The organism is Chromobacterium sp. W521 (genome assembly GCF_052805975.1).
In genome coordinates this window covers 175,305-195,668 of sequence record NZ_JBRBAF010000003.1, presented here as the reverse complement: position 1 = coordinate 195,668, position 20,364 = coordinate 175,305, and the positions used below count along the sequence as shown (strand labels likewise).

Annotated in this window: 8 protein-coding genes; 4 read left to right on the top strand and 4 right to left on the bottom strand. The window is 66.4% G+C overall.

The features are described 5' to 3' along the window. Nucleotides 1–8: 8 nt before the first annotated feature. The 4 genes from ACUXV1_RS05530 to ACUXV1_RS05515 form a co-directional block, all read right to left on the bottom strand. Nucleotides 9–773: an SDR family NAD(P)-dependent oxidoreductase gene (locus ACUXV1_RS05530; RefSeq protein ID WP_043641641.1), complete on the bottom strand. Its 765-nt coding sequence runs from the start codon at nt 771–773 to the stop codon at nt 9–11. After that, complete coding sequence (locus tag ACUXV1_RS05525) at nt 770–3,862, bottom strand: PfaD family polyunsaturated fatty acid/polyketide biosynthesis protein (RefSeq protein ID WP_446015017.1); 3,093 nt, start codon at nt 3,860–3,862, stop codon at nt 770–772. The genes ACUXV1_RS05530 and ACUXV1_RS05525 overlap by 4 nt, the downstream gene beginning before the upstream one ends. Further along, a complete protein-coding gene (locus ACUXV1_RS05520; RefSeq protein ID WP_446015016.1) occupies nt 3,863–8,188 on the bottom strand; it encodes a hotdog fold thioesterase in 4,326 nt (1,441 codons plus the stop codon). A 484-nt stretch (nt 8,189–8,672) separates the two neighbouring features. Further along, on the bottom strand, nt 8,673–15,344 hold the full coding sequence (locus ACUXV1_RS05515; RefSeq protein ID WP_446015015.1) for an SDR family NAD(P)-dependent oxidoreductase: 6,672 nt from the start codon (nt 15,342–15,344) through the stop codon (nt 8,673–8,675). A 752-nt stretch (nt 15,345–16,096) separates the two neighbouring features. Here ACUXV1_RS05515 and ACUXV1_RS05510 point away from each other — a divergent pair. Genes ACUXV1_RS05510 through ACUXV1_RS05495 form a run of 4 tightly spaced genes read left to right on the top strand, consistent with a single transcriptional unit; the run spans nt 16,097 to nt 20,364 of the window. After that, nucleotides 16,097–17,224 carry an ABC transporter permease gene (locus ACUXV1_RS05510; protein ID WP_081554626.1) on the top strand — a complete coding sequence of 376 codons (1,128 nt, stop codon included), beginning with the start codon at nt 16,097–16,099 and terminating at the stop codon, nt 17,222–17,224. A gap of 10 nt (nt 17,225–17,234) precedes the next feature. Next, entirely contained in the window at nt 17,235–17,954 is a 720-nt protein-coding gene (locus ACUXV1_RS05505; protein ID WP_081554625.1) for an ABC transporter ATP-binding protein, read from the top strand. Further along, a complete protein-coding gene (locus ACUXV1_RS05500; protein ID WP_196783760.1) occupies nt 17,951–18,961 on the top strand; it encodes an HlyD family secretion protein in 1,011 nt (336 codons plus the stop codon). Before ACUXV1_RS05505 ends, ACUXV1_RS05500 begins: the two co-directional genes overlap by 4 nt. Continuing rightward, nucleotides 18,958–20,364, top strand: coding sequence for an efflux transporter outer membrane subunit (locus tag ACUXV1_RS05495; RefSeq protein ID WP_446015013.1), 1,407 nt, complete (start codon nt 18,958–18,960; stop codon nt 20,362–20,364). Before ACUXV1_RS05500 ends, ACUXV1_RS05495 begins: the two co-directional genes overlap by 4 nt.

Below are 20,364 nucleotides of genomic sequence, written 5' to 3'. Positions count from 1 at the left end.
ACAGGTTCTTACAGGGTGCCTACCCTCATGCCTCCATCCAGGGGAATAACGGTGGCGTTCAGATAGTTGGTCTTGCAGGTGGCCAGGAAGGTGACCACTTCGGCGATGTCCTCCGGCAGCCCCCAGCGCCCCACCGGCACGATGGACTTGACGATGGTCTCGTCGGAGTGCTCCACCATCTGACGGTCGACGAACTGACCCAGCATCTTGGTCTTGCAGATGCCCGGCGCGATCGCGGTGACGCAGATGTTCAGCGGCCCCAGCTCCCGCGCCCAAGACTCCGACGCCTTGATCAGGCCGGCCTTGGACGCCGCGTACGCCGACCCGCCGGCCGCGCCCCAGATGCCGGCCACCGAGGCGATGTTGATGATGCGGCCGTATTTCAGCCGCGCCATGTGGCGGGAAAACACCGCGGTGGCGTTGAAAGCGCCGTTGAGGTTGACGTCGAACACCCGTCGCGCCAGCTCGCCGCTCTTCTCCGCCGTGCAGTAGCCGCGGCCGATGACGCCGGCGTTGTTGACCAGCACCGTGATGTTGGCCCCCATGCGTTCGACGATGGCGGCGCTGGCCGCGTCCACGCTGGCGGAATCCGTCACATCCATGACGAAGCCGCGCAGGCTGTCCGGGCAGCCCAGCTCCCGGCCCAGCTGCTCCAGCCCCGCCGCGTCCACATCCGTGGCGGCTACCGCGTAGCCCACTTCCAGCAGCGACTTGACGATGGCGCTGCCGAAGCCGCCTGCCGCGCCGGTGACGACGGCGACTTGCCGGGTCACGCCACCTCTCCTTCCTTGAAGGCGATGTCGATCACTTTGCGGGCGTTGGCCATGGCGTCGAAGATGCGTTCCTCGAAGAAGCGCACGTCGTCCTGATTCATCAGCAAGTTGGAGTAGATCCGCGACAGCGGCGAGAACTGGATGCCGTAGCGCTTGGAGATTTCGCGGATGATGATGTCGCAGAACTTGACCTTGTCGCTATAGCCCTCGGAGCGGTCCACCATGGTGTCCTGCGAGTGGTAAACCAGCGCGGTGGGCATGCCCTGCACCACCAGCGGCAGATCGTTGGCGTGGGCGGCCTTGATGAAGGTGTCGGAGATCTGCTCGGTGAAGCGGCCCATCCGCTCGTAGCAGCCCGGGTCTTGTTCGATCAGTTCGAAAGTGCTCTTGATCGCGGCCAGGCCCAACGGGTAGCCGTTGAAGGTGCCGGCGTGAATCACTTTGCCGCGGGTGTAAAGATCCATGATGTCGCGACGGCCGGCGATGGCGGAGATCGGCATCGAACCGCCGCCCAGCGCCTTGCCGAAGGTGGACAAGTGCGGGGTGACGCCGAGGATGCCCTGGGCGCCCGACAGGCCCAGACGCACGCCGGTGATGATCTCGTCGAAGATCAGCACGATGTTGTACTTCTCGCAGATTTCCTTGGCGCGCTCCAGATAGCCTTCGCGCGGGAAGATGCCGCCGCCGTTGACGCAGATCGGCTCCATCAACACTGCGGCGATTTCATTGTGGTAACGCTCGATGGTGGCTTCCAGCACCTGAATATCGTTCCACGGCAGCATGAAGGACTGGTCTTCCAGCGCGCCGTCGGCGCGGCCCAGGGTGTCCAGCAGGTCGCCCTTGAAGGTTTCCGGCACCGGGAAGCTCAGGTCCTGGCGCTTGCGGCCGCCCATGATGTTGTCGGCGTTGCCGTGGTAGTGGCCGTGGAAGCGGATGAAACGCTGCTTGCCGGTAAAGCCGCGCGCCAGACGCAGCGCGTTCTGCACCGCCTCGGTGCCGCTCAGGCAGAAGCGGATCATCTCGGCGCAAGGGATGTGCTTGACCATCAGTTCGCAGACTTCGACCTCCAGGTCGCAAGTGTCCACCGAGGTCACTTTCTGCATGTAGCGGATCAGCGCTTCGTTATAGGCCTCGTTGTGGTGGCCGACGAAAAGCGCGCCGAATTTGCAGAACAGGTCCAGGTGCTCGTTGCCGTCCAGGTCCCATACCCGGGAATTGCGGCCGCGGTTGAACGGCACCACCAGCGGCCGTTCCGGGTCGCCGAAGTTGTAATGGGTGCCGCCCGGCAGCAGCTCCCAGCATTGCTTGTAAAAATCCTTGGACTTGATCAGCGACAGCTTGGTATTGCCTTCCATATTCCTGCTCTCCTCTTGCTTGCCCTGTGATGCTGCGGTTGGTGCTACGGTTGATGAAGGAATGTCGTTCAATTCGGGTTCGGGTCCGATGTCGTCTTCGTCCAGCGCCGCCATGCGGGCGCTGAGCGGGCGGTAACGGTCCAGCCGCGGCGGCGTCAAAACGCCTAGCTGACGCAAGGCCGCCACGCGGCTCAGATACGCCGCGCCGGCCATCAGCTCCACCGCGATGTCGGCCACCTTGCGCTTGGCCACCGGCGCCAGTTCGCTGCCCTGCAGCCACTCGTTGGCCGCGCCCATCGCCGCGCCGCACCAGATCTGGTAATCGACCGCGCGCTCGGCCACGCCGGAGATCGCCCAGCGCGAGGATTGGCCCAGATACCACTGGAACAGCAGCGCCATCTTTTTCTTGGGATTGGCGTTGGCGGCGTCTATCAGCGCCTGATTGCCGCGGCCGGCGAAGAAAGCCTCGGTGTCGGCCCACACCTGGGCCAGCGGCTGGCGGAACACTTGTTGTTCCAGGCTGGCCACTTCGGCAGCCGGGATGTGCTCCAGGCCGGGGTACTGCTTGTACAAGCCGTGCAGCTTCTGCGCGCGCACCGCGTACATGCTGCCGCCCTTGAGCACCTGCACCTTGGCGCCCAGTTCGAACATGTCGGCCGACGGCGCCATCGCCATGTCCGCGATCTTGGCCTTGCCCAGCAATTGCTTGACCGGGTCCGAGGTGCCGGCTTCAACGCAAGCCTGGTTGATGGAGCCGGTGACCACGTAGGCCGCGCCCAGCGAGAACGCCGCCAGCGTGGCGTGCGGGCTGCCGATGCCGCCGGCGGCGCCGACGCGCACCGTGAACGGGTAGCCTTGGCCGGCGCAGATTTCGTCGCGCAGTTCCGCGATGGAGCGGAAGATGCAGCTGAGCAGGCCGTTGTCGGTGTGGCCGCCGGAATCCGCCTCCACGGTGATGTCGTCGGCCATCGGCACTTTCTTGGCCAGCTCCGCCTGGCGCTCGCTGATCAGGCCGTCGGCCAGCAGCTTGCGCACGATTTTTTCCGGCGCCGGGCTGAGGAAGTGCTGCGCCACTTCGCGGCGCGACACCTTGGCGATCACGCGGTTGCGGCGGATCACCGCGCCCTTGTCGCCGGCTTCCAGACCCTTGACCCGGTAGTAGACGATGGCGGCGGACAGGTTGACGTAGGCCGAAGCCTCCACCACTTTGACGTCCTGCTCGATGAAGAGCTTGACGCAGTTCATCTCCCAGTCCGGCTGGCTGGGGTTGTGCAGCAGATTGATGGCGTACGGGCCGTTGGGCAGCGCCTGCTTGATGCGGCGGATGGCGCTGCCGATGCGATCCAGCGTCAGGCCGCCGGCGCCGAAGGCGCTGAGAATGCGGCGCGAACCCAGCGCGATCACCATGTCCTCGGAGTTGATGCCCCCGGCCATGGCGCCGGCGTAGTAGGCGAAGCGCACGCCGTAGTCATGCAGGAAGGACGGATCGCCGAAGTACTCCGGCAACATCGCCGGCACCATGCCCAGGCAATCCACCTGGCCGTTGCCGGCCAGACCGCCGGCGGGTTCCAGCAACACCGCGTCCTGCTGGCGCAGCACGTGCAGCGGCCGCGCCAGGTCCAGCAGCTGGGCCTGGGCCTGTTCCGGCGTCTGCTGGAATTTGCCGGCATGGCCCTGCCATTTGTACACCGGGGCCGCAAAGCGCGGCGCCACGCAAAGCTTGTCTTGGTTCATTCATGCCTCTATCGCTGTCAGGGCCGGCGCGGATGCGCCCGCCGCTGCCGGCGCGCGGCTAAAGCCGGCGCCTAGGTTGTCGCAAATGCCGATGACGTTGCCGCGGTAAATGATCTCGGCGACGAAGACCAGCGCCATCCGCTCCAGTTGGCCGTCGGCCTGGTAGTCGCAGTGGATGGATTTGCAGGTGAGCCGGTAACGCAGGGTGTCCGCCTCGCACTTCACTTCGCCGCGGAACTTGGCGCTGTAGCTGTGCGGGCTGAGCGCGTGCGGCGCCAGTCCCGGCAAGGAGTACAGCCCCAGGTAGCACAGGTAGAACTTGACCAGCTGTTCGCAGCCTTCCACCAGGAAGGTGCCGGGCATCACCGGGTCGTTCTTGAAGTGGGCGCGGAACACCCAATGGCTGGGGTCGATGTCGCGCTCGGCCACCGCTTCGCCCAGGCCGAAAGCGCCGCCGGAAGCGGAGATCGACACCACTCGGTCCAGCATCTTGGCCGCCGGCGCGTACAAACGCGGCGCGCGCGGCGCGGCATAGGCGGCGTCTCCGAAGCAGGCGACGAAATCGCCGCGCTGCAGGGCTTCGATATGGCTGTTGTCGAAGGCATCGCGCCCGCAGCGCAGCGGCGGCTGGAACGGCTCCGCCGGCTGTTTGGCCGTCAGATAGGGCGCGGTGTTGACCCCCTTGGACTTTTCGATGTCCTTGGGCAGGAAGAAACCGGAATTAGCCTCCAGCTTGAAGCTCAGCCTATCGCCGACGTAGCACAGGTACTCGTAGGCGATCAGCACGTTCTTGCCCACCTTGAGGAAGGACTTGATGTTGACGCGGCCGCGCAGCACTTCGCCGGCCTTGGGCAAGGGACCGTAGACCGTGGTCTGACTATCCACCGCCCGGTAGCGCAGCTGGCCCTTGAACAGCTGGTCGCAGCCGATATAGGTGAAGGCCACAATCATCGCGTGCGAGGCTTCCAGCGACACGAAGGCCGGCACCAGTCCGTCGGACACGTACCAGGCGTCGGGATGCAGGTCGTACTCCCACTCAATGAAGCACGGCTCCAGCTTGCCCGGCTGCGCCGACAGCGCGGTGATGCGCGAGGCGAACATATACGGCGGCGACGGCATGCGGGTGCGGATCGGATAACTGTCGGCCTCGGCGTAATCCGGGCCCAGCACCTTGGCGATGGAGCCGTCGGTCAATTCCACCAACTGGGCTTCGTCGAACAAGGGGCGTGGACGCGGCGCCGCCGCCTTGGGCTTGGCCGCGCGGGGCCGGCCGGCCGGCGCGCCGGCGCCCAGCAGTTGCGCGATGCGCTGGTAGAAGCGCTGTTCCGCCTGCAGATAGCTGAGCTGGGTTTGCGCCTGCCGGCTCTGTTGACGTTGCAAGGCCGGCGCCTCGCTGTCCGCCGACACGGCTGCGGCGGGCAGCGGCTGCGCCTGTTGCGCCGCCGGCTGCGGACGCCGCCAGGGCGTGACGTTGCCGAACAGCGCGCGGTTGGCGTCGTTGACTATCATCTCGGCGATGGTGTGTTCGCGGCCGGTGTGCACGGTGGCGACCAGGGCCGGACCGCCCGTCTGCGGCGGCGTCGGCGTCCGGGCTTCCCGGCGATTGGCCTCGCCGGGCTCCTGCAGAATCATGTGGGCGTAGCCTCGGTCCAGACCCAGGCTGTTGACCGCCGCCAGCCTCAGGCCGCCGGCCGGCGCCGGCCAGGCCGCGCCGGTTTCTCCGGCGCGGAACACGGCGCGCAGCGCGTCCTCCGGATAGGCGGCCAACGTCGCCGCGCCGGGCAGTTGCCGGCGATACAGGCAGAGCGCGGCCTTGATCACGCTCACGATGCCTTGGGCCGAGGCCAGCTGGCCGTAGTTGGCGGCCACCGAACCGGCGGCGGCGCCGCTGTCGCGGTAAACCCGGGACAGTCCGTCGATCTCCACCTGGTTGTCGCTGGCCAGCGCGCCGCCGCTCAGTTCCAGATAACCCACCGACGCCGGATCCGCGCCGGCTTGGCGCAAGGCCGCCGCCGCCGAGCGCGCCACCGCGTCCGCCACGGGTTGGAATTCGGTACTGTCGCCGCAGGCGTGGCCGATGGCCAGGCCGCGCATCACAGCGTAGACGCGGTCCTTGGCGTCCAGCGCCGCCTGCTCGCGCTTGAGCACCACCACGCCGCCGCCCTCGCCCACCGGCGCGTCGACATGGCCGGCGCCGCGACGCGGCGCCCACAACACGTTTTCCAGGCCGCCGGCGAAGCTGCCGCCGGCGACGATCACCGCGTCCACCAATTGCTCGGACAACATGAATTGCGCCAGCTCTATCGCCTTGAAGGCGGCGTTTTCATGCGCGCACAAGGAGAAGGCCGGGCCGTCCAGCTTCAGGTGGGCGGCGATGCGGCTGGCCACCACATTGCCGATGCCGCCGGTGATGCCCTCCGGATACGGCTCCGGAAACAAGCTGTCTTTGACGATGGTTTCCAGCGCCGCGGTCTGCGCCTCGCTCAGCGAGATGCCGCTGTGCGCCAGGCTGTCTCGCACCTGCCAGGCCATTTCGTTGCGCGCCTGGTAGCGCGAGCAGCTGTAGTCCACGTCGCCGGCGACGATGACGGCGATATTGCGCTTCCGGCCGTCCAGCTGATAGCCGGCGTCGTAGAAGGCGCGCTCGGCGATGGGCATCAGGAACAAATGCGACAGCAGATGGCTGCCCACCACCTTGGGTGGCAGCTTGAAGCGTTTGCAGTCGAAATCGAACTGCTCGATATAGGCGCCCGCCGGGGCCTGACGGTAGCCGCGCGCGCCCAGCACGTCGGCGCGCCCCTCCAGACCCAGCCAGCGGGTGCGCGGCAGCGGACGGAAGTGGCTGCGGCCCTCGGCCACCGTCCGCAGCAAGGCGTCCGGGGTTTCGGTGTCGGCCAGGGCCACGCCCACGCCGACGATGGCCAGGCTTTGTTGCTCCGCCGGCAGCTGCGGCCAGGCGGCCGCCGGCGCGTCGGCGCGGTGTTCGCGCAGCACCATGTGGCCGTTGACGCCGCCGAAGCCGAAGGCGTTGATGCCGGCGCGCTTGGCCTGGCCGCGTTGCGGCCACGGCGTGGTATCGCGCACCACGTGGCGGATGTCCAGCTGGCCGCCCGGGGTGCTGACCATGTCTTCCACGTTCAGCGTCGGCGGAATCACGCCGCTGCGCATCGCCAGCAGCACCTTGAGAATGCTGGCCATGCCGGAGGCGGTCAGCATATGCCCGATATTGCCCTTGTTGGCGCCGATCAACGGCCGCTGCGCCTGATCGGCGAAGAAGGTCTCCACCGAGCCCAGCTCCACCTGGTCGCCCACCGGGGTGCCGGTGGCGTGGCATTCCAGATAATCGATGTTCTTGTCCACGCCGTCGTAGGCGCGTTTCAGCGACAGCAACTGGCCGTTGAGGTCCGGCACCAGAATGTGCTTGGCCCCGCCGTCGTTGGACAGGCCTATGGATTCGATCACGCCGTAGATGCGGTCCTTGTCGCGCACCGCGTCGGCGTAGCGCTTGAGCGCGATCACGCTGGCGCCCTCGCCCGCCTTCAGGCCCTGGGAGTTGCGGTCGAACGGCACCGATTGGCCGTCCGCCGGGAAGGCCTGCAGCACATTGAAGCCATGATCGATGTAGATGTGGTCGGCGTGGCAAACCGCGCCGGCCAGCATCAGATCGGCCTTGCCGCTTTGCAGGTAATAGCTGGCCACGCGGATGGCGTACAGCGCCGAGGCGCAGGCCGCGTCCAGCGCGAAGCTGGGGCCGGCCAGGCCCAGCGCCTGGGCCGCCAGCGTGGCGTTGTGGCTGCCGGTCATCAAATTGAGATCGGACAAGCCTTCCGCCTGCCAGGGCTGGCGGAAATGGAAATCGTCGCGTTGCAGCAGCTCCTGGACGTAGGGCTCCAGGATGCCTTGATAGAAGCCGTTGAGCAGTTTCTTGCCGGCGTGCGTGGGCATGCCGATATTGCCGATGATCAGGCCGCAGCGCTCCAGCGCCTCGGCGCTGTGGGCGGCGCCCTGTCCGGCGTCGATCAGCGCCTGTTCCGCCGCGTAGAGCGTCCATTGGAACAAGGGGTCCAGCGCCTCCAGCTGCGCGGCGGGCAGACGGTAGCGGCCGGCGTCCAGCTTGAAGCCGCGCACGTGGCCGTTCTTGTTGTAGGCGATCTTGTCCGCGGTGCCCGGCACCGGATGGCGATACAGCGCCGGGTCCACGCCCAGCTCTTCCCGGCTCAATTCCGAGGTGCAATCCCGCCGCTCCAGCAGGTTGCGCCAGTACTGTTCTGGCGTTTCGGCGCCTGGAAACAGGCAGCCTAATCCGATAATGGCAATTTCTTCCATAATGCTTCCGTGTCTTGGATCTGTTGACGTTTGTTTTTCTCGCTGCGCTGACCGAGAAAAGTGCGTTCTACAAGGCGGAGGGCGCAGGCCTTGGTGAACCAAGGCCAAGCCTGACAACGCCGTAGAGGGGTCTTTTCCCGGTCAGCCCCTGGGTTCGCTCCCAGCCGGCGCCTCGCTTTGTCGCCCGCCTCTGGCAGTGAATGACACTGCGGCGAGGCGGGCTTCGCGCACTGCATCCGCCTGGGAGCGAACGCAACAGAAAAACAAACGTCAACAGATCCTGAAAGTAGAGCCAACATTCCCAAACCTTGGGCGCAACCGTCCCCCTCCGCCGCCGGCCGCTGTTGAAGCGGCGGGCGGCGGCGCGGGATCAGGATTGAACCGGCGCGGGCCGATTTCGAGTGCGGCGGCGGTCAGGCGAACGCTCCGCCGCCGCGCCTCGGCTGTAGGACCGGCCGCGCCCGCGGGCGCGGCCTTGCTCGCGTCACACCGCCACGCTGGCCTCCGGGTCACACATCAACTGCCGCAGCTTCTTCGACACGGTGAACTGCAAGCCGGAAAGCTTGCTGTACACCTTGCCGTCGGCGCTGTGGACGATGACGTCGGCCAGCAGAGTGGTCGCGGTTTGCGCCGTGACCGCCATGCTCAGATAGAAGGCCTGGTCGAAAGCCAGCGGCGCGTACTGCCGCCACTCGGCGATCTGCAGCGGCAGCCCCGCCTTGTCCGACTGCGACATCAGCCAGACCAGCGGCGTTTGCAACGCCACGTCCGCCAGGTAGGGATTGAAGGAGTTCACCGGGAACTGCCCCTGTCCGGCCGCGGCGGCCAGCCGGCCGCCCGCTTGCAGGCCCTGGCCGTCGAGACGGAACAAGGTCTGCACGCCGCGGAAGGCCGGGCCGTGGAACAGCCAGGCGCCGTCGCGCATGTCGCCGTATAGCGGCGGATGCTCCAGCGGCGCGCCGGTCGGCGCCTTCGGCCCGTCTGCCGGCTGTTCCGCCGCCAGCCGGGTCATGGTCACCCGCGCCTGGTAGCGGTTCAGCGCGGCGCCGTCCACCTGGTTGAAGATGCTCACGTCCAGCGTGTGGCGGTCGCCGTTACCGCCGGCTTCGTCCGCCGGCCTCAGTTCGGCGATGAAGCGCCGCTGCTCTCCGGCGTCGAACACCACGCCCTTGAGCACGCGGAAGTCCGTCAGCGTCTCCAGCCGGTAGCCCGGCAGCAGGTCTTCGCACAGCTGCACCATCCAGCCGGCCGCGGCGGTGGCCGGCAGCACAGGCTGCCCGCCCACCACGTGATCGGCCAGGAAGCCGTTGACGGCCGGGTCCAGCTCGCGCTCCACTCGGGTCAGCGCCGGCAGGGTCTTCTGCTTGCGCCCCACCTTGTAGCTGCCGCCGCCCACGATCACCTGCGGCACCAGGCCGGCGGCGAACTCGTCGACGAAAAACTGCGCGCCGACGGAGGTGGGGATGATGGCCAGGCCGCGGTCGGCGTAGGCCTTCTTCAGCACGTCGTTGACCATGCCGCTGTCCCACGGACCCCAGTTGATGCTGCGCACCTGCTGTTTCGGGTATAGGGTCTGGTACAGGTAGGCGAACTTGTTCAGCGCGTCGTTGGCCATCGCGTAATCGGTCTGGCCGGCGTTGCCGAAGAAGCCCGACACCGAAGAGAACAGTACCAGGTGGCGCAAGCCGTCCGGCTTGACCGCCGCCAACAGGTTCTCCAGCCCTTTCACCTTGGTGTGGAACACCGAACGGAAATCCGCCGGGGTCTTTTTCTCGATGCGCTTGTCCGCCAGGTTGCCGGCGCCGTGGATGATGCCGCGGATGGGCCCCAGCTGCCGCTGCGCCTCCGCCGCCGCCCGCGCCACATCCTTGGCGTCGCTGATGTCGCAAGCCAGATAGATGGCCTGGCCGCCGGCCTGCTCGATACTGGCGATGGTGGCGCGCACCTCGGCCAGCTGGAGTACGTCCTTGAGCAAGGCGTCCACCTTGACCGGCGTCACCGTCTCGCCCTGCTGCTGCAGGTGGCGGATGGCGCGCGCCTTGAGCTCGGCCAATTCGCCGCCGCCTTCCGCCCACTCCGGCAGCGGCGCGTCGATGCGGGTGCGGCCCAGCAGCGCGAAGCGAGCCGGATAACGCTTAGCCAGCGCGATCACGCACTCGGCGGTGATGCCGCGCGCGCCGCCAGTGACCAGGAACACGGTCTTGGCGTCGATATTGGCTACGGCCTGAGGATCGGTAGGCGCCGCCTCGAAGCCCAGCGTCATCCGCTCGCCCTTGACGCCGCGGCCCACTTCGGCCACGTCGGACTGCACGTCGCGCAGCTCTTCCAGCAACATCGCGGCGATGGCACTCTTGCCGCACTTGGGATCGAAGTCCACCGTGCGGCAGAACACGTCCTCCCACTCGATGTTCAGCGCCTTGCTCAGGCCGCTGACGCCGGCCGCGGCCACCGGGAAGGCGGCGCGCCGGGCAGTGCCCAACTCACCGTCCAGCTGGCTGGCCACGAAGAAGCACGCGCGTCCCGGTCCGGGTTGCGCCAACGCCGGCTGCAGCAGCTTGGCCAGCAGGAACAGCGCTTGCGCGGTGTCGTACTCGGCCGCGGGGAAGGCGTTGGCCAGCGATTTGACGTTGCCGGCCGGCGCCTGCAGATGGATGAAGCCGCCCACCTGCCCTTCGGCCACCGCGATGCGCGACAGCACGTCCTCCAGCGCCAGCTCGTCGGCGCGTTCCAACACGTAGTCGTTCACGTGCTTGATCGCCTTGCGCTGGCCCTTGGCCTGCTGCCACTTGAATACCAGCCGCGCCACCTGTTGGCCGTGGGCCAGCAGCTGTTTGGCCACTTCTTCGCTTAAACCCTTGCCGTCGTCGGTCAGCAGCCAGAGCCGGCCGGCGGCCAGCTCCAGCAGGTCCGGCTTGGGCAAAGCCTGTTTCCGCGCCTGAAAACGATGGATGGACGCGGTTACCGTATGGGCATCACTTACAGGAGATTGCTGAGCGAGGGCAGATGCCGTCTCCCGGGGCTCAGCTAGGGATTTTTTTGCTGCGGAGTCCTCCACGGCAACGTCGGCCACCAGTTTCTTGGTGGACGACACCACGCCCAGCTGACGCAAGGGCTTGGCTTCCGCCGCCGGGGTTTCGTGCAAGGCGGGTTCGCTGGAAACCGGGGCCGGCGCTTCCACCGGAGCCGGAGCGGCTTCCGCGGCCGGCGCGGCGGCGGAACCCTGCTTCAGTTCGGTCAGCAGTTCGGAAATGGTTTGCTTGAAGAAGCCGCCCATCTTGCGAATGTTGCTGAAGGCGTCGATGTCGAAGGTTTCCATGTCCTTCTGTTTTTCCATGTCCTGGAAGTGCGGCACTTCGGCGGACAGTTGGTCGAACATGGCGCCGAAGATTTCCAGGCGCTTGATCGAATCGATGCCCAGGTCCGCTTCCAGGTCCATTTCTTCATTGATCATGTCCGCCGGGTAGCCGGTGCGGTCGCTGACGATGTCGATCAGTTGCTTGATCAGGTCGGCCTCGGTCAAGGCCTCGAAGCGCTGAATCAGGGCCTGGTCTTCGGCGCTGATCGCGACGGCGGCCGGCGCGGCGGCTACGGGAGCGGGCGCGGCCACCGGAGCCGGCGCGGCCGGGGCGGCGGCTTGCGGGATGTCCTGCAGCTTCGGCTTGGGCGCCTGAACCTCGGTCACGGCGGCCACCGGCGCGGAAGGGGCGACGGCAGGCTGCGCAAGGGGAGCGGCCGCCGGCAATTCCACCGCGGCGCGCGGCGTCGGCAAGCTCACTTCCAGCGGCGCGCGCTGTTGCAGACGCGCGGCCACCTGGCCGCCGCGCGCGGCGACATCGGCGCCCAGCAGGGCTTGCTGGTTGTCGAAATAGTGCTCGTGATTAACGTGGTAGAGCTCCTGATTCTTGTCCAGCAGCTGCAGGCTCTGGCCCAGGCTGGCCACCACCTCCGTCAATTGCTGGCTGCCCTGGAATTTCTCCAGCAAGGTGTATTGCTTGGTCATCAGCGAATCCAGCAACTGGATGTAATCCTTCTGATTCAGCTGGAACTGCTGATGCACCTGGCTGAGCATGTTCTGCGCCTGGATCTGCGCATCCAATACGCTCAATACTTCGTTGTCCGAGCTACTGCGTTGCATGATTCCCTCTCCGCTTATGACATGGATGGGCTCCAGCCACATCATGTCGTCCCTGTTGTCGACCAAAGTTTCCACCACTACCCTACTATCCCGCTCCGTCTCCGGCGCCAGCGGCGGCGAGCTGGCGGCAAGCCGCTCGTCGATGAAGGCGTCGATGACGCGCGTATCCTTGCGCATGGCGTGCGCGCGGCGCTGCTTGGCTTTCTCCGAGTAGAAGAAACCGCCGCTCATCTTGTAAGTCAGCGACTTTTTCTTCGGCGCCGCGGCCAAGGGCAAGGCCGCCTGCGGATCGGTGGAGCTCAGCTCCACGCCCTCCACCGCCAGCCGCGCCAGCGCGCGTTTGAATTGCAGGGCTTCCTCGCCGTTGGCGCTGGGGTTCAGCGACACCACCGCGTGCGGCTTGTCCTTGAGAATGTCCGCCACCAGCTTGCCCAAGATGCCCTTGGGACCGATCTCGACGAACAAGTAACCGCCCTGCTGATGAATGCGTTCTATGGTTTGCTGGAAGCGCACCGGGCTGACCAGTTGGCCGATCAAGGACTGCTTGATCTTGGCCGGGTCGTCGGCGTGGCGCTCGCCGCTGGCGGTGGAGTACACCGCGGCCCGCGGCTTCTGGAACGGAATCCCGGCCAGGCTGGCTTCAAACGGCGCGCAAGCGTGGCGCACGAAGTCGGTGTGGAAGGCCGCGGACACCGCCAGCACTTGGCTGCGCACCTTGCGCTCGTTCAGAAGCTCATGGGCCTGGCGGATGATGTCGCTGGCACCGCCGAACACCAGTTGCTGCTGCGAGTTGTAATTGGCCACCACCAGCTCCGGGAAGCGTTCCAGCACCGCGCTGGCCTCGCTCTCCGGCAGCGAAGCCGCCAGCATCGCGCCCGGCTCGCCGCCCGGCACCGGGCTGGCCACCGCCGCACCGCGCGCCAGCGACGTCCGGTAGAAGTCCTCGTCGCTCAGCACGCCGGCGGCCCACAAGGCGGTCACTTCTCCGTAACTGTGGCCGGCCATGAAGTCCGGACGCAGGCCCAGGCCGCTCAACAGTTTGTAGTAGCCGGCGCTGATCGCGCCGATCGCCGGCTGCGCGGTGCGGGTCTGGGTCAGTTCCGCCATCTGGCGATCCGCCGTTTCCGCGTCGAAGGCCGGCGGCGGAAAGATGGACGCGGACGGCAACGGCAGCCCGTCGGCGTGCGCCGCGGCGTCCAGGCCTTCCAGCGTTTCGCGCATCGCCGGGTAATCGTTGGCGATATCGCGGCCCATATTCACGTACTGCGCGCCCTGGCCGGGGAACAAGGCCACCACGCGGCCGGCCAACGGAGCCGCCTCGCGCTTGTAATAAATGCCCAGCGGATGCTCCCAGTCCTGATCCGGACGCGCCCGCAGCAGCTTGATCGCCTCGTCCAGCAAACCGGCGGCCTGTTCGGCCGAGCTTGCGACGAAGGCCAGGCGCGCGGAATTGGCCGGCGCCCGCGCCGCTGCGCCTTGATGCAGGCGGAACTGATAGCCGGCGTCTGCGGCGCGGAAGGACTCCAGCTTGTGCTCGGCCAGCGCCAGCAGTTGTTCCGGGCCGTCCGCGTGCAACAACACCACTTCCGGGCGCAGGTTCAGACGGAAATCGCCCTGCGGCCGCGCCTGGTGCTCCTCCATGATAGCGTGGTAGTTGGTGCCGCCGAAGCCGTAAGCGCTCAAGGCCGCGCGGCGCGGCGCGCCGCTCACCGGGCTCAACCACGGCCGGCTGTCGATGTTGACGTAGAAGGGGCTGGCGCTGTCCGCCAGTTCGCGGCTGGGTTGGCTGACGTTGATGGTGGGCGGCAGCACCTTGTGGTACAGGCTGAGCGCCGCCTTCATCATCGCCGCCGCGCCGGCGGCGCAACGGGTGTGGCCGATCTGCGATTTGACGCTGCCAATGGCCACCGAGCCGGGCTGGGCGCCGCCGGCTTCGAACACCGCGCGCAGGCTCCTGATCTCGGTCTCGTCGCCGGACTGGGTGCCGGTGCCGTGCGCCTCCACCAACTGAATTTCCGCCGGCGAGATCCCGGCGCGCTCATAGGCTCGGCGCATCGCCTTGACCTGACCTTCGTGACGCGGCGCGAAAATGCTCTTGGCGCGGCCGTCGCTGGAAGCCTGCAGCGATTTGATCACCGCGTAGATGCGGTCGCCGTCGCGCTCGGCGTCTTCCAGGCGCTTGAGCACCAGGAAGCCGACGCCGTCGCCCAGCATCATGCCGTCGGAAGATTCGTCGAAGGGACGCGACAGGTTGCTCTTGGACAAGGCCGGAGTCTTGCTGAAGCACAGGAAGGAGAAGATGGAGTTTTCCAGGTTGACGCCGCCGGTCAGCACCACGTCGCAGCTGCCGTCCACCAGTTCGCCCACCGCCGCCTTGATCGCGGCCAGGCTGCTGGCGCAAGCGGCGTCCACCATGTACGAAGTGCCGCCCAGATCGAAATAGCTGGCGATGCGGCCGCAGGCGACATTGCCGAGGAAGCCGGGGAAGCTGTCCTCATTCCACTCCAGGTAAAGGTGATTGACGCGATCGATGACCTCGTCGGCCACCGCGCCCGGCAGGCCCGCGTGGTTCAGCACCTTGCGCAGGTACGGCTCCTGCTGCCGGAAAGCCAGCGAGAACGAGGTGTTGCCGTTGCCGGCGCCGCCCAGAATCACCCCCACCCGGTCTTTGTCCACCGGCAGCGCGTCCTCGCCCACCAGCCTGGCGTCCAGCATTGCCTGCTTGGCCACGTGCAGCGCGAAGATTTGCGCGGTGCTGATGGACTCCAGCATCAGCGGCGGCAGTTTGAATTCCACCGGATCGAAATCGATGGCCGGCACGAAGCCGGCGCGGTGGCCGTAAGTTTTGTCCGCGGCGCTCGGGTCCGCACTGTAATAGTCTTCCTTGCGCCAGTATTCATCGCCGTCTTTCTGGTCGATGTCGGTCAGGGAATCCTTCTTGTCGACGATATTGGTCCAGAAATCATATAAGGTGGCCGCATCGGGAAAGTGGCTGGCCATGCCCACAATCGCGATATCCAACGTCCCTGGTCCAATCCTGCTCGATAAGGTCTTGCTCATTGCTCCTCCCGCGGTGAACCTGCTGTTTCGCATCATTCGCTTGCCGCCGCGCACCAACCGGGAAGCGCAATCGCCGGCCGCACGGCCAGGGTCGACTGCCTTTCTTTAAATCCGGTCCCGCACGCAAAGCCTGGATCGAATTCGCGCCCGACCAAACGTCGCACGCGCCTGCTGCCCATTACCCAAACCACATTAAAAACCGCGATAAAAACTTGACAAAATCTTTACCAACCAAGCTGCCAAATCCGGTTTTGGAAAATTATGACGTTGAAATCTTAGCGTTTCCTTAGCGCTTTCTTGCAGTTGGTTGATTTACCTCCACAGATCTGGAGAAAAAATATAAACAACGATATAAGTTATTGATTTTTATAATGTATCTTTATTGACACACCAATGCCAAAGTCATTATTTTTTGTAAAATCCTTTAATGAAAAATAAAATTTGCGGTCATAAAAAAGAAAACTGAGGAGAGTCTGAGCAAGCAATAAGAACAGGGGCTTATTGGCGCGACATTTAAATTCAATATCCGAACCAATACCAGTGGTATTAATCGGCCAAAATCCTATTCGCCGCCGTTCCCTTAATTACCATTGGCAACGCTCAGAAAACCCTAAGCAGGAATGGGCATACTGCCTCCATTTCATTCCGGAGACAGTCATGCCCCAGCCTACTCATCCCCTCCGCCTGTCCGGCCTCAGCGTGGAGACCTGACCATGGTCTCCCTCGCTCGCGCCTCGCTGATTTACGAGTGGCGCCGCTTTCTGCCCGCGGTGCTGGCGGTGGCATTCGCCGGCCTGCTGGTTCAGGTGCAACTCAGCCTGCTCCTCGGCATGTTCAGTTCGATAGGCGTCTACATCGACCGCTCCAGCGCCGACCTTTGGGTGGGCTACCCCGCCACCCAGAGCGTGGACCTGGCCCGCCCCATTCCCGGCAAAACCGAGAACAACCTGTGGGCGCACCCGGAAGTCACCGCGGTGGAACGCTTCACCTGGACCATGGCGGACTGGCAGCGGCCCGGCGGCGGCAAACTCAGCGCGGTATTGATCGGCATTGACCCGCGGCCGCAGGCGATGACTTTCGCCACCCTGCTGACCCCGGCCCTGCGCCAGGAACTGACGGTGCCCAGCACCGTGCTGGTGGATGAAAGCGACCTGGAAAAACTGGGGGTCAAGATAGGCGATTACGCCGAGCTCAGCGGCAAGCGGGTGCGTATCGGCGGCACCGTCAACGGCATGCGCGCAATGGGCGGCGCCAACATCCTGACCTCGCTGAACACCGCCCGCCGCATCGATCCCAATCTGCGCAACGATGCCACCGACTACTTCCTGGCGCGGCTGCGCGACCCCAACCGCGCCGAGCAGGTGCGCGACCAACTGCAACCCAGCGGCAGCTTCAAGCCGTTCCAGGTCTGGACCGCGGAGGAATTCTCCGCTCAGTCGCAAACCTACTGGCTGTTCGAGTCCGGCGCCGGCTCCGGTTTCCTGTTTTCCTCCGCGCTGGGCCTGCTGGTCGGCATCGTCATCACCAGCCAAACGCTGATGGCCGCCATCGTCGCCGCGCTGCGCGAATACGCCACCTTGCGGGCTTTGGGGGTGTCCTCCTCCGCCTTGCGCGCCGTGATTCTGGAGCAATCGTTCTGGGTCGGCCTGGCCGGCCTGGTGATCACCGCCGTGGTCGGCGCGCTGCTGGTGGCCGCCGCTCGTCACGCACACATCGCGCTGGAGGTGCCGCTGTGGGGATGCGTGGCCACCGGCACCCTGGTGCTGGGCATCGCTCTGCTCTCCGGCCTGTCCGCGCTGCGCGCGCTGAACCAGGCCGAGCCTTCTACCCTATTGCGATAAGGAGACTCTCATGTCCGCCTCTCCCGCCATCGTCGGCGAAAACCTGAACCGTTCGTTCAGCAACGGCAAGACCGAGCAAACCGTGCTCACCAATATCTCGCTGTCCATCTTGCCCGGCGAACTGACCCTGATCATCGGCCCGTCCGGATCCGGAAAAAGCACCTTGTTGTCCGTGCTTTCCGGCCTGCTGCCGCCCAGCTCCGGCCGCGTCACCGCGCTGGGGCTGGAGCTGACCAAGCGGTCCATAGAAGAATTGAGCCGCTTCCGCCTGGAACATTGCGGTTTCGTATTTCAGGGCTTCAACCTGTTCGCCTCGCTGACCGCGCTGGAAAACGTGCTGCTGCCCCTGAACTACGGCCCCAAGATCACCAAGGCCGAAGCCGAGAAACGCGCGCAAGAAGCCCTGGAGCTGGTGGGCCTGGGCCCGCGCGCCAAGCTGCGGCCGATGGAGCTGTCCGGCGGCGAAAAACAACGAGTCGCCATCGCCCGCGCGCTGGTCAAGCGGCCCAAGCTGATGTTCGCCGACGAGCCCACCAGCGCTCTGGACAGCCACAACGGCCAAGTGGTGATCGACCTCTTACACCAGATCGCCCAGGAACAAGGCACCACGGTGCTGGGCGTGTCCCACGACAACCGCCTGATCAAGCACGCCGACCGCGTCATCACCCTGGAAGACGGCCAGGTGGTCAAGGATCTGCGCGTCCATAACACGCCGATGGAGGTAGCATGAGCAGCCACGCGTCCAAGGGGACCTCGCAAAACCCGCTACGCGGCCCGATGGCTGCGTTGCTCCGCGCTCTCGAACCGCTCGCGGCGGTTTTCCGAGCCCCCTCCAAAAATTCTTGCCGGCTAGCCCTGCTGCCGGCGCTGGGCCTGCTGCTGGCCGGCTGCTCCGAACCGCCGCCTCCCGCGCCGGTTCAGCAATCCCCTTGGGCCGCCATCGCCAAGGGCCGCGTCAGCATAGAAGGCGGAGTGATCAATATCGCCGCGCCGCGCGCGGGCATTATCCGAGAGGTGTCCGTGGAGGAAGGCGCCGAGGTCAAACCCGGCGCGGTGCTGGCCCGGATCGACGACCGCGAAGCCAATCTGGCGATGAAGGTACGCGAGCAGGAGCGCGACGAGGCGCGGCAAGCGCTGGCCCTGCTGCAGGTCAAGCACGCCATCGCTCAGCGCGAGCTGCAACGTGTGTCCGCGCTAAGCGGCGACGAGGTCGTATCCAAACAGGAAAAAGACAACGCCCGCGATCAGGTCAGGCTCAGCGCCTCCGAACTGGCCCGTCAGCAGGCGGCGGTAGCCACCGCCGACGCGCAAGTGGCCGCCAGCAAACTGGAAGTGGACCAGCACGTGGTGCGCGCGCCGCTGGCCGGGCGCATCATCCGCCGTCAGGCCCGCCCCGGCGACGGCACCTCCACGCTGAACGTGACGCCGCTGTTCATGTTCGCCCCCAACGGGCCGCGCATCGTCCGCGCCGACCTGGAAGAACGTTACGTCAGCGTGGTAACGCCCGGACAGGCGGCGGAAGTGACGCTGGAGGCGGACGAAACCAAGGTCTACAAAGCCAAGGTTCTGCGGCTGGGCCAGGTGTTCGGCAACCGCCCGGACAACGACGACCCCAACGAGAAACAAGATGTGCGGGTGATTGAATGTGTGCTGGCGCTGGTGGACGCGCCGGAAATCCGCATTGGCCAGCGGGTGCTGGTGCGCATCTCCCGACAAGACAAGGCGGGCAAACCATGATGCGGCTCATCGCTCTGCTCCTGCTCCTGCTCCTGGCGCTTGGCGGCTGCGCCGGGATGGAACCTTCGCGCCCCGCGCCGGCGCTGCCGGAGCGCTACAGCCAGGCTCTGCCCGGCCATGCGCCGGACGCCCAAGCCTGGGACGGTTTCGGCGATCCCGGCCTCAGCCGGTGGATCGCGACGGTGCGCGAGGGCAACATCGACCTCGCCGCCAGCCTGGCGCGGCTGGACGCCGCGCGCGCCGAACTGGGCGTGCTCAACGCAGACCGCTACCCCAAGCTGGACTTCGAACAATCGGTGGAGCGGCGCAAGCTGTCCAAGTTCGATTTGGGCGAAGTGGGCGAAGACACCGCCAACCCCAGCACCCGCTACAGCACGCGGCTGGCGCTGGGCTATGAGGTGGACTTGCGCGGCCGGGTCAGCGCCGCGGTCCGCGCCGGCCGCGCCGATCTCAAGGCCAGCGGCGGCGACCTCGACGCGCTGGGCCTGAGCCTGGCGCGGCAGACCACGGAACTGTGGCTGACGCGGGCGGAGCTGGCCGCCGACATCGAACTGCTCCGGGAGGCCGCGCGGCTGCGCCAGCGCCTGCTGGCCGGGGTTGCCGCCAAACGCCGCGTCGGCCTGGCCAGCGGCAGACAGTTGCTGGAACCGGACAGCGAGGCCAGCGAAGCCGCCCGCCTGCTTGCCCAGCAAGGCGACGCGCTGAAGCGGATAGAACGCAGCCTGTGCCAGCTGGCTGCCCAGATGCCGAACGCCTGCGGCTTGCCGCCGGCGCGGCCGCTGCGCGAACTCAGGCTGCCGGAAGTGGGCGGCGAAGTGCCGGCCCGGCTGCTGCAACGCAGGCCGGACCTCAGCGCGGCCCAGGCCCGCTACGACGCCGCGCGCGCGCGCATCGACGAGGCGGAGGCGGCTCGCTGGCCGTCGCTGACGCTGAACGGCGGCCTGGGCATCAGCGCCGGCAGCTGGTCCGCATTGCGCGGCAGCAAGGTGCTGAACTGGTCGCTGTTGCCCCAGCTGGACATTCCGCTGTTCGACGCAGGCAAGCGCAAAGCCGAAGCCCAGCGCGCGCACTTTGCCGCCGCAGAACAATACGCGGCCTGGCGCGGCGCGGTCACCCGCGCGGTGTACGAGGTGGAAGACGCGGCCGCCGCCGCCCATTTCGCCGGCACGGACCAGGAAGCCAAGCAGCGGCAATACGTGGACGCCAGCCGCCGCTTGCGCGCCGAGCGCGACGCTCGCGGCGTGGGCCTCAGCGACGGCCAGGCGGAATGGCGCGCACAGCTGGCGCAGCTTCAGGCGGAACAGGGCGTGCAAGGCGCGCGCCGCCAGCAGCTGCTGGCGGCGGCCAATCTGATCGCCGCCTTGGGCGGCGGCTGGGAGGGCGCGGACAAGACCACGCCTTGA

Excerpts from the sequence above, each read along its gene's own strand:
- ACUXV1_RS05500 (WP_196783760.1), top strand. The coding sequence starts at position 17,951 with ATGAGCAGCCACGCGTCCAAGGGGACCTCGCAAAACCCGCTACGCGGC.
- ACUXV1_RS05495 (WP_446015013.1), top strand. The coding sequence starts at position 18,958 with ATGATGCGGCTCATCGCTCTGCTCCTGCTCCTGCTCCTGGCGCTTGGC.
- ACUXV1_RS05520 (WP_446015016.1), bottom strand. The coding sequence starts at position 8,188 with ATGGAAGAAATTGCCATTATCGGATTAGGCTGCCTGTTTCCAGGCGCC.
- ACUXV1_RS05510 (WP_081554626.1), top strand. The coding sequence starts at position 16,097 with ATGGTCTCCCTCGCTCGCGCCTCGCTGATTTACGAGTGGCGCCGCTTT.
- ACUXV1_RS05505 (WP_081554625.1), top strand. The coding sequence starts at position 17,235 with ATGTCCGCCTCTCCCGCCATCGTCGGCGAAAACCTGAACCGTTCGTTC.
- ACUXV1_RS05525 (WP_446015017.1), bottom strand. The coding sequence starts at position 3,862 with ATGAACCAAGACAAGCTTTGCGTGGCGCCGCGCTTTGCGGCCCCGGTG.